This window comes from Mesorhizobium sp., from assembly GCF_004962925.1.
Classification (GTDB): domain Bacteria; phylum Pseudomonadota; class Alphaproteobacteria; order Rhizobiales; family Rhizobiaceae; genus Mesorhizobium.
Genome location: NZ_SUEO01000239.1, coordinates 1 through 9,521, shown reverse-complemented (window position 1 = coordinate 9,521; position 9,521 = coordinate 1). Strand labels below are relative to the sequence as shown.

The following is a 9,521-nucleotide window of genomic DNA, read 5'->3' as shown; positions in this document are numbered from 1 at the left end:
GGAACGTGCTGTCGATGGTCGACAGCTCGCATTGCCAGGCGCGCTGGCCGGTTTGCATGTCCAGAAAGTGATAGTAGAAGCCGCGATATCCGGTAGCATCCGGTTCCGGCCCCTGTGGACTATTCCAGAAGAAGCGCAGCGTCGCCAAGGTCCGTTCGGCCGCCACACTTCGCGTGATAAATCCGCGCTCGACGCCCACTGGATAGCATGCCAGCGCAAGGCCGGTGGCCGCTATGCTTGCCGGCCAATTCGCCTCGGTCTTGTCCAGGATGAGACCATTGGCGGGGGTCGCTTCATGAATGAAGTAGTCGAACGTCTCCCGCTGCAGCATCGCCAGATCGTCTTCGACGGCCGAGGTGTTGGCGCGGTGGGTTCCGAAAGGATGCGTTCGCATCTCAATAATGACCTCGGATCGCCGTTCACGGATGCGCGAAGTACAGGTGGTCATACACACCTTTAACGCCTCTGACGCCTTCGGCAACCACGCGCACGGCATCCCGTTCACTCTGCGATCTGACTGCGCCCGAAAAATGGACCAAGCCATCGCTGACCGTGAGTGTTAACGCGTCTCCGTTGACGCCTGCGTCCTCTCGCAGCCGCGTAAGAATGCTGCGCCGGATCGCATCGTCACCTGCCGCCGTGGCGTCGTCGAACTTTGCCGCAACGACGGCGCGCAAAAGATCGGCACGGCTGACGACTCCGACCAGGCGCTGCATCAGGACGGCAATTCGCTCGATCGGAGTTTCCTCGTCGGCCACGACGACGTCCGACGTCATCAAATCCGCCACTTTCCAGCTGTGGCCCTTCACATAGCCACGCGCCTCACCTGATGACAATGCTGTGGCACCGAGTTCCGACCTGCGCAGGAAGTCACCTTCGCTCACTATTCCAACCACGCGGCCGCCATCGTCGACGACCGGCATGCCGCTGATGCGATGATCTAGCATGATCCGTGCTGCGTGTCTTACGCTGTGGTCAGGCGACACCGTAACAACCTTTGCAGTCATTACATCCTTTGCTCTCATCGGCCTCATCCCTAGTTCAGTTCAAGTGGACAGGCGCTCAGGCACCAATGGACAATATGATAGCGTGGCCGGCCCCAGCTTCCTTTGAGGCAAATCAATACCGGCCCCGAACCAGCCGACCCGGCGACTTGAACGCCTGCTCTCAGTACTTGTCTGTTGCGGTGCCGGCACAAGTGATGGCCTTCGGACTCCTCGTTTTGATTTGCATCAATGTGGCTCTCATCTAGAGGGAAGACTGTGGCGCGGTGATACGAGGGGTTGAGCTGGCCAGGACGCATTTTCCCAGCCCAACTCCCTCGCGGATTGATCCTAGAAATGCTCGAACATGCGATCTCCAAAGGCCATGGCTGACCTCGTCTTCAGCGCCAGAGCGCTGACCAAAACTTACACCTCGGGCGAAACGCAGGTGCTCGCCCTGCGCGCGCTGGACCTGGAAATCTTCGCTGGAGAAGTGGTCGTGCTGCTCGGCCCGTCAGGCAGCGGCAAGTCGACCCTCCTCAACATCATGGGCGGGCTTGACCATGCCACGAGCGGTCAGTTGTTCTTCAGGGATCAGAAGTTGACCAACCTCGATGATCGAGGCCTTACGGCCTATCGTCGCCAGCACGTGGGGTTCGTTTTTCAGTTCTACAATTTGATCCCTAGCCTGACGGCTTATGAAAATGTCGCCCTGGTTACGGAGATTTCCGATCACCCGATGCGCCCGGACGAGGCGCTGGCGCTTGTTGGACTTGAACCGAGGGTGCACCATTTCCCGGCTCAGCTCTCCGGTGGCGAGCAGCAGCGCGTGGCCATTGCCCGCGCCATCGCCAAGCGCCCCGACGTGTTGCTCTGCGACGAGCCGACCGGCGCTCTCGATTCCAAGACGGGCATCCGGGTGATCGAGGCACTGCTGGGCATCAATGCGCAGCTCGGCACCACGGTCCTCATCATAACGCACAACGCCAGCATCCAGGACGTCGCCGACCGCGTGCTGTTCTTCGCCGACGGTCAAATTTCCAGAATTCACAAGAACGAGGCGCGCCGAACTGCCGCCGAGCTCGTCTGGTGATCCGATGCGCACCCTGGATATCAAGCTCTTTCGTGATCTGGTGCGGCTCTGGGCCCAGGCGCTTGCGATCGCTCTCGTCATTGCCGGCGGAGTGTCCACGGTGGTTCTTGCGGTTGGCTCCTTGCGGTCTCTGGAGGAAACCCGAATTGCTTACTACGAGAGGCACCAATTCGCCGATGTCTTTGCGTTGGTCAGGCGTGCGCCGAAGACGCTGCTCACTCAAATTGCGGAAATCCCCGGGGTTGCTGCCGTGCAAGGGCGCATTGCCAAATTGGCCCTGCTCGATATTCCTCAGTTTCGCGAGCCTGCAACGGGACTATTCATTTCGTTGCCTGAGGACGGTCAGCCCTCGCTTAATCGGCTGTACATACGGTTAGGCCGGATGCCCGAGCCTGGGCGAGGCGATGAAGTTGTCGTCACCGAGGGCTTTGCTAAGGCACATGCATTCAGGCCGGGGTCTCATTTCGCTGCCATTCTCAACGGCCGCAAGCGCGACCTCGTCGTCGTGGGTATCGCGCTCTCGCCGGAATATATCTACGCCATAGGGCCGGGCGACCGCATGCCGGACGAGCGTCGCTTTGCCATCGTCTGGATGTCTGAAAAGGCTCTCGCCAGCGTCTACGATCTGGACGGCGCATTTTCCTCGGTCACTCTCAAGCTAATGCGGGACGCCTCAGAGGGCGAGGTCATCACGCGCCTCGACGCGTTGCTCGACCGCTACGGCGGGCAAGCAGCATATGGGCGGAAGGATCAGACCTCACACGCCTTTCTGGAACACGGGCTCGACATGCTCAGGAATATGAGTCGCACGCTGCCGCCGATCTTTCTTTTGGTGGCAGCATTCCTGATCAATGTGACGCTTAGCCGGATCGTCGCGCTCGAACGCGAACAAATCGGTCTGTTGAAGGCGCTTGGCTATCGGAACGCCGCCGTCGCCTGGCATTACATCAAATTCATCATCGTGATTGTCACGATCGGCGTCGTCATCGGCAGTGCGGTTGGAACGTGGCTGGGCACTTACGTAACAGAGATGTATGGCGACTTTTATCGGTTCCCATTCCTCGTTTTTGTCCAGAGCCCGGATGTCTACGTCGCGGCTGCGGCGCTGAGCCTCGGTGCTGCGATCGTCGGCGCGGTGCGGGCGTTGCGCGATATCGTGACGTTGCCGCCCGCCGTTGCGATGCAACCGCCCGCCCCGCCTCGCTTCCGCCGTCTCCTGCCCACGTCCTTTGCTATCCGTAACGTCCTTTCACAACCGGCTGTGATGATGGTGCGCAACATCAGCGGCAATCCGATCAGGGCTATGTTTACGATAGCGGGCATGTCGCTAGCGACGGGAATCCTGATCGCCTCGCTTTTCCTCAACGGCACGATGGAGGCGTTGATCGATGTGACTTATTTCATGTCCGACCGCCAGGATGCCACTGTGAGCTTTGTCGAACGGCGCCCGCTGAAAGCAGTCAATCAAATTGCGCGGCTGCCCGGTATTCTTGCGGCGGAGCCTTTTCGGGAGGTTCCAGTCCGCATACGGAATGGAAACATCGAGCGTCGGATCATGATCAGCGGAAGACCGCGCGATGCCGACCTCAACAGGATCATCGACACTGACCTGCATCCCGTCGTGCTTCCCAAGACTGGCTTGGCGATGTCAAGTTGGCTCGCGCAGATTCTCGGGGCACAGGTCGGCGATTTCGTCGAAATCGATTTGCTGGAAGGGCAGCGACGGACCGTCTCTCTTCCCGTGGCCGCGTTGGTCGAGGATTATTTCGGCATTCAGGGAATGATGCATTTCGATGCCCTGGCTCGCTTGATGCGGGAGGCGCCGGTCGTCAACAGTGTGAGCGTAAGCCTCGATGGGAACGAGCGCGACCTGTTCTATGATGCAATCAAGCGGTTGCCGACCGTCTCTGGTGTAGCCATGCAGCGCGTATCGCTTGCGAACTTCCGTGATGCATTGGCCGTGCTGGTGACCACGATGGCAAACATTTACACTGGGCTCGCGGCCGTTATCGCCTTCGGAGTCGTTTACAACAGCGCAAGAATCTCGCTTTCCGAACGCGCGCGCGAGTTGGCCAGCCTGCGTGTCCTCGGCTTCACCCGGGGAGAAGTGTTGCGAATTCTGCTCCTCGAGCTGGCCGTGTTGACGTTGCTTGCGCAGCCGCCGGGATGGGCCATCGGCTACGGCCTCGCCTGGACATTGCAAACAAAGATGGCCGGCGAGTTGATGCGGACTCGTTTGGTCGTGGAACATTCTACCTATGTACTTGCCAGCGCGATGGTGATTGCCGCGGCACTGTTCTCCGCGCTCGTCGTACGCCGGCGGATCAACCAGCTCGACCTTGTCACCGTTCTCAAGACGCGAGATTGAACCATGCGCACGATCTGGATGAAGCGAACCGTGGGGGCCATGGCCTTGGGTGTTTTGGCAGCTGCCGCGATCTGGTTCGCATGGCCACGGCCGATCGTAGTGGATCTGGCGACGGTGACGGAAGGTCCCATGGAGGTCACGATCGACGACGAGGCCAAGACGCGCGTCCGCCACGTCTATACGGTGTCCGCGCCAATCGCTGGAAATGTCCTGCGAATCTCCCCGCCTCGCCATGTCGGGGATCAGGTTAACGTGGACGAGACGGTGGCGGTGATGCAGCCGACCGTACCGAGCTTCCATGATGCCCGCACGCACGAAGAGCTCCAGGCGGCGCTGGCGGCAACCGAAGCAGCAATGACGCTTTCGGAAGCCGAAGTTCGCCGGATTGAGGCGGCGCTCAAATTTTCGCGCACGGAGTTTCAGCGGGCGGAAGCGCTCGCGCGCACCGAAGCGATCTCTCGCAAGATACTGGACAAGGCGAGGTTCGACGTCGAAACCAATGAAGCCGCCTTGGCTAGCGCCAAGGCGCAGGTCGAGGTCCGACGCAATGAACGCGCAAGTGTCGCGGCCCGACTCAGCGAACCATCTGGCGCCATCCCGCAATCGAATCCCGCCTGCTGCATCCAGCTACGCGCCCCAATGAATGGCAGCATCCTGAAGATCATTCAGGAGAGCGAAGGAGTGGTGCAGGCAGGTGCCCCGTTGATCGAGATCGGCGATCCGCGCGACCTCGAGATCGTCGCCGAACTTCTGTCGACCGACGCTGTCCGGATCAAGCCCGGCGCACCTGTCCGGATCGATGGCTGGGGCGGATCACCCATCCGTGGCCAGCTGACACGAGTGGACCCGGCGGGGTTCGTCAAGGTCTCCGCACTCGGTATAGAGGAACAAAGGGTGCGCACGATCATCGATTTCGTCGATCCTCCCGAGGCATGGCCGTCGCTCGGTCACGATTATCGTGTGATTGTGCATGTCACGATCTGGAGTGCGGAAGACGTGCTGACGGTACCGGTGGCGGCCCTGTTTCGAAAGGGGGAGGACTGGGCTGTCTTCGCGGTCAAGGATGGGCGTGCGGTCACAACGATCGTCAAGCTCGGGCAGCGCAACGACCGGACGGCAGAGCTTCTGTCAGGCCTTGCCGCAGGCGATCGCGTGGTGCTGCACCCGAGCGACAGGGTCACGGACGGCGTGACCGTCGCAGAGCGCGGTGGAATAGGCTGAAACGCGCCTTTTTCGCCGGCAGCTCAGCCGCTTTCCATCGAAGGGCTGTCGAGGTGTTCGGTGCATAAACTCGCTGCCTAGTCCGGAATGGTTACTTGCGCTGCAGCTAATGTAGTTACAGTCTTACGAAGCCGGAAAGCGCACCGACCGGCCAAGCGTGACTGCTGTCGCAGCCGCTGGCATCGATCGACCACGTTTTTGCCGGTGCGCTGGAGGGGAAATTCAAATGAGATTGACTATTATTTGCGTGGCAATTGTGATTGCCGGATCCACCGCCGCCGTTGCGCACGAGAAGAAGGTGGTGGTCGGAAAAACGGTAACGTCAGCTTGTTGCTATCTGTCAGGCACGACCAAGAAAAAGCGGGGAACTGAGTTGGATTGCCGCTCAACGGGAACTGTCTCGGGCGCAAGCCCGAAAGACGATTCAGAGGACGAATCGGAACCGCGCCTAGGCTTCGAAATGGTTAATCCTGGGATCATATCCATCTTTTAGATTGAATGCGTGGTTCGATAATTGCAACGCAGGACAGGTCGCCAGAAGGATACGCAAGCGGCCACGAAGGCGAGCGCTGGCATGATACGCTGCCCATCCTCCTGCGACTGTTCCTTCGATCGGCGACAGCAACGAAACGACCTGTTAGGCGGTACTGCCGCAGGCGGATGTTGATCACTGTCTCAGGCTGTCGGATGACGGGGCCAGGCCGGCGCCAGCTAGGAACCTGCGAACTGCGATGCGAACATCCTGCTGCTGTCCGACCAGAAGATGCCCGCCAGTGTCGTAGACGACCAGCTTGGCACCCGGGATCTTGGCTGCGGCGAACTCAGCTGCCGGCAGCGTGTTAAACAGGTCGTCGCGCGCAGAAATAATGAGCGTCGGCGCAGTAATTACTTCCAACGACAGTTCATGCAACGCGGGGGCGCTATCGATGTTGATTCCGGGGAAGCGCAGCGACAACGGCTCAACGCTCTTGACAATGCTCATGACGCGGTCCTGCTCGGCCCGAGGCGCAGCCGCAACCAGCGCGGGTCGAACGCCGAGGAAGCGAACGAGCACTGACGGTGCGATCTTCTCGGTGGCCCACCATGCGAAATCGCCGCCGGCATTGACGATCCAGAATACGAACTTGTTGCCGCGGCTCGCTTCAATCGAGACCGGACTGGTAGGCGAATAAAGGCCTGGGACGATCAAAATGAGAGCGGTGACCTTGTCCGGGTGCCGGAGTGTCAGCTCGACCGCAGAACGCGCGCCTGCCGAAACGCCGACGACCACCGCTTTGGGAACGTCCAGTTTGGATAGCAACGCCGCGTGCGCATCGGCCTGCGCGGCTGGAGAGGTATCTGTCGGAACGGGTGTGCGCAGATAGCCGAAGCGCGACGGCGCGATGATCCGAAAGCCCTCACCCACAAGATCGGCTGCATTGGCAAGCCCTTGGTCAAAGCCGCCCCCGGCGCCGTGGATCGATAGGAGCGCAGTACCTACACCACTGTAGGCGTATTCGATCGGGCCCATCTCGAGGTTGGCGACCACACTGCCTCGGCTGGCGGCGTCGCGCATCCGGCCAAGCTCGTTCTTGTAAAGCAAGAAAACGACTCCGGCCGTCGGTATGGCGATGACCATGGCAAGCAGCAAACCGCCAATTCGACTCATTGCAAATGCTCCACAAAAGGACGGGCGAATATTGGCCTGTCTCGTTTGGAAGCAGCTTGATTTACCTCAATTTTCCTGAGTGACAGCATCGGTCGGTGTATTTGGATGCTATCAATTGTGGGAAACGGAAGCCGGTCCGGCACCCTCTTCTCTCCCAGGCCGTGCATCGTACATCCCGAAAACTGTTCGGCTTTGCTCCCAAACGGTCTGAGGATCCAGGGTTTGTGCAGCACAAGGCCAGACCACTAGCGCCTCTCAAGCTCTAGGTAGTTTCCCGTAGGGACATAACCGAATTTCGCGACCCGCGGATTCGCGCGATTGCTGTGTCACGGACCAACCGGGAAAACAGCCATGCACACCCACTCGACCTCAAGAATTTCACTGCCGTCGCACTCCCTGCAGCCGATCCTCCCAACGGTATTCGATCCGACACCGCTACAGCCGGTCAGCTTCTTTCCCGCCGGTTCGGAAATCTATGCCCAAGGTGAAAGGGCCGGAGCCTTCTATCAGGTCGAGTTTGGCGCCGTCCGTGTTTACCGCCTGCTTGCGGACGGTCGCAGACAGATAAGCGCGTTCCATCTGGCTGGAGAGACATTCGGCTTCGAAGCCGACACCACTCATCATTTCTTCGCCGAAGCCATCAATGCCACGGGTGTCCGCGTCTTCCGCTTTGCCACTGGTGCGGATATCTCCCGTCAGCTGCTACCGTTGGCTCTCAAGGGCCTGACGAGAGCGCAGGAACATCTCTTGGTACTCGGCCGCCAGAATGCCATCGAACGCGTCGCCGCGTTCCTGGTCGACATGGCGGAGCGGCAGGGCGGGTTGCAGCAGGTCGAACTGCCGATGTCGCGCATGGATATCGGCGATTATCTCGGCCTCACCATCGAGACCGTATCGCGGGTTTTCACCCGACTGAAGGACAAGGGCGTCATCCGCCTGCTCAATCTGCGCAGTATTGAGATCACCAAGCACGACGCGCTTCATGCGATGAGCGAATGAGCTGCCTCGACATCGAATCGGACGACGGAAGAAGCACGCCCAGGTTCCCAGCTTCTGAGCCTGGATGGCAGCGCATATAATAGCGCTTCAGACCAATTGACAGTGAGACATCAGGGGTAACATAGAAGCCGGTATTCATCCATTTTTGCCGCTGAAGACTGAGGAAACAGCAGGCAAGTCTATCGGCGTTCAGGCTTCGGGAGGACGGCGTGGACCGACAAACGGCCACATTGCATGCGGACCGTATTCAAGCATCGATCACGTCGGACGCCGCCGCGAAATCGGCGTTGGTCGCTTCGTGGCGGCGCTCGGCTTCATTGCACAGGCTTGATCCTGCGGGTCAGAGGTTGCCCCGGCGGTTGACGGAGACCGAATTGAGCATGGCCCGGCAGAGGGTCGAGCCTCTGCTCGCTGCCGCCCGGTCCAGTCTGGACAGGCTCTACCTTGCCGTCGGGGGCGTCGGCTGTTGCGTGTTGCTGGCCGATCGTGATGGCGTGCCGGTCGATCGCCGTGGTGCGCCGGTCGATGACGAGACCTTTCATTCCTGGGGTCTGTGGACCGGCTCCGTCTGGAGCGAACACAGCGAGGGCACCAACGGCATCGGAACCTGCCTGGTGGAACAGCGCGCACTCACCATCCACCGTGACCAACATTTCTTCACCCGCAACACGCTGCTCAGCTGCACCACGGCGCCGGTCTACGACCATCTGGGAAACCTCGTCGCCGCGCTCGACGTATCGTCCTGCCGGGCCGACCTGACGGAGGGCTTCGTCAATCTCATCGCCATGGCCGTCACCGAAGCCGCCCGACGCATCGAAGCCAATAATTTCCGCTTGGCGTTTCCGAAAGCGCGCATCCTGCTGGCGCCGGTCGCCGACAGGAGCACGAGCGCGCTGGTGGCGGTCGACGCCGACGATCTCGTGGTCGGGGCGACCCGGACTGCGCGGCTGGCGCTTGACCTTACGCAGGATTGCCTGGCGAAGCCATTGCCCGCCGCTGACCTCCTAGGTGACGCTCCGGCGGCATCGGAAGACTTGACCGAAGCCGAGCGCTCCGTCGTCCAGCGCGCCCTCGCCCGGTCAGAAGGCAACGTCTCCGCCGCCGCGCACAATCTCGGTATTTCCCGCGCCACACTGCATCGGAAGCTCGCCCGGTTCGGCATCCGGCGCCCACATTGATGTTCGCGTCCGCGACCTGTCGCAGTCTTGC

The 9,521-nt window shown here is 60.4% G+C and carries 8 protein-coding genes and 1 pseudogene; 6 read left to right on the top strand and 3 right to left on the bottom strand.

The features are described 5' to 3' along the window. Together E5W87_RS30575 and E5W87_RS30570 are read right to left on the bottom strand one after the other, a co-directional pair. Window positions 1–331, bottom strand: a pseudogene (locus E5W87_RS30575) (hypothetical protein); the annotation flags it as partial. 88 nt (window positions 332–419) lie between these two features. Next, a complete protein-coding gene (locus E5W87_RS30570) occupies window positions 420–1,025 on the bottom strand; it encodes a CBS domain-containing protein (RefSeq protein ID WP_292406186.1) in 606 nt (201 codons plus the stop codon). A 343-nt stretch (window positions 1,026–1,368) separates the two neighbouring features. On the opposite strand from E5W87_RS30570, the gene E5W87_RS30565 reads away from it, so the two are divergent. The 4 genes from E5W87_RS30565 to E5W87_RS30550 all read left to right on the top strand — a co-directional run bounded on the left by E5W87_RS30565 (window position 1,369) and on the right by E5W87_RS30550 (window position 6,158). Further along, entirely contained in the window at window positions 1,369–2,076 is a 708-nt protein-coding gene (locus E5W87_RS30565) for an ABC transporter ATP-binding protein (protein ID WP_292406184.1), read from the top strand. 4 nt (window positions 2,077–2,080) lie between these two features. Then, window positions 2,081–4,444 (top strand): FtsX-like permease family protein, encoded by a 2,364-nt coding sequence (locus tag E5W87_RS30560; RefSeq protein ID WP_292406182.1) that lies wholly within the window; start codon window positions 2,081–2,083, stop codon window positions 4,442–4,444. 129 nt (window positions 4,445–4,573) lie between these two features. Then, complete coding sequence (locus tag E5W87_RS30555) at window positions 4,574–5,665, top strand: efflux RND transporter periplasmic adaptor subunit (protein ID WP_367118892.1); 1,092 nt, start codon at window positions 4,574–4,576, stop codon at window positions 5,663–5,665. Window positions 5,666–5,891: 226 nt separating this feature from the next. Further along, window positions 5,892–6,158, top strand: coding sequence for a hypothetical protein (locus E5W87_RS30550; RefSeq protein ID WP_292406176.1), 267 nt, complete (start codon window positions 5,892–5,894; stop codon window positions 6,156–6,158). Between the two features lie 174 nt (window positions 6,159–6,332). On the opposite strand, the gene E5W87_RS30545 is transcribed toward E5W87_RS30550, so the two are convergent. Continuing rightward, complete coding sequence (locus E5W87_RS30545; RefSeq protein ID WP_292406172.1) at window positions 6,333–7,313, bottom strand: alpha/beta hydrolase; 981 nt, start codon at window positions 7,311–7,313, stop codon at window positions 6,333–6,335. 351 nt (window positions 7,314–7,664) lie between these two features. Here E5W87_RS30545 and E5W87_RS30540 point away from each other — a divergent pair, with 351 nt between their 5' ends. Further along, window positions 7,665–8,312 carry a helix-turn-helix domain-containing protein gene (locus tag E5W87_RS30540; protein ID WP_292406169.1) on the top strand — a complete coding sequence of 216 codons (648 nt, stop codon included), beginning with the start codon at window positions 7,665–7,667 and terminating at the stop codon, window positions 8,310–8,312. Between the two features lie 380 nt (window positions 8,313–8,692). Then, on the top strand, window positions 8,693–9,490 hold the full coding sequence (locus E5W87_RS30535) for a helix-turn-helix domain-containing protein (RefSeq protein WP_292406166.1): 798 nt from the start codon (window positions 8,693–8,695) through the stop codon (window positions 9,488–9,490). Window positions 9,491–9,521: the final 31 nt, after the last annotated feature.

Excerpts from the sequence above, each read along its gene's own strand:
- E5W87_RS30570 (WP_292406186.1), bottom strand. The coding sequence starts at position 1,025 with ATGAGAGCAAAGGATGTAATGACTGCAAAGGTTGTTACGGTGTCGCCT.
- E5W87_RS30565 (WP_292406184.1), top strand. The coding sequence starts at position 1,369 with ATGGCTGACCTCGTCTTCAGCGCCAGAGCGCTGACCAAAACTTACACC.
- E5W87_RS30560 (WP_292406182.1), top strand. The coding sequence starts at position 2,081 with ATGCGCACCCTGGATATCAAGCTCTTTCGTGATCTGGTGCGGCTCTGG.
- E5W87_RS30555 (WP_367118892.1), top strand. The coding sequence starts at position 4,574 with ATGGAGGTCACGATCGACGACGAGGCCAAGACGCGCGTCCGCCACGTC.
- E5W87_RS30550 (WP_292406176.1), top strand. The coding sequence starts at position 5,892 with ATGAGATTGACTATTATTTGCGTGGCAATTGTGATTGCCGGATCCACC.
- E5W87_RS30545 (WP_292406172.1), bottom strand. The coding sequence starts at position 7,313 with ATGAGTCGAATTGGCGGTTTGCTGCTTGCCATGGTCATCGCCATACCG.
- E5W87_RS30540 (WP_292406169.1), top strand. The coding sequence starts at position 7,665 with ATGCACACCCACTCGACCTCAAGAATTTCACTGCCGTCGCACTCCCTG.
- E5W87_RS30535 (WP_292406166.1), top strand. The coding sequence starts at position 8,693 with ATGGCCCGGCAGAGGGTCGAGCCTCTGCTCGCTGCCGCCCGGTCCAGT.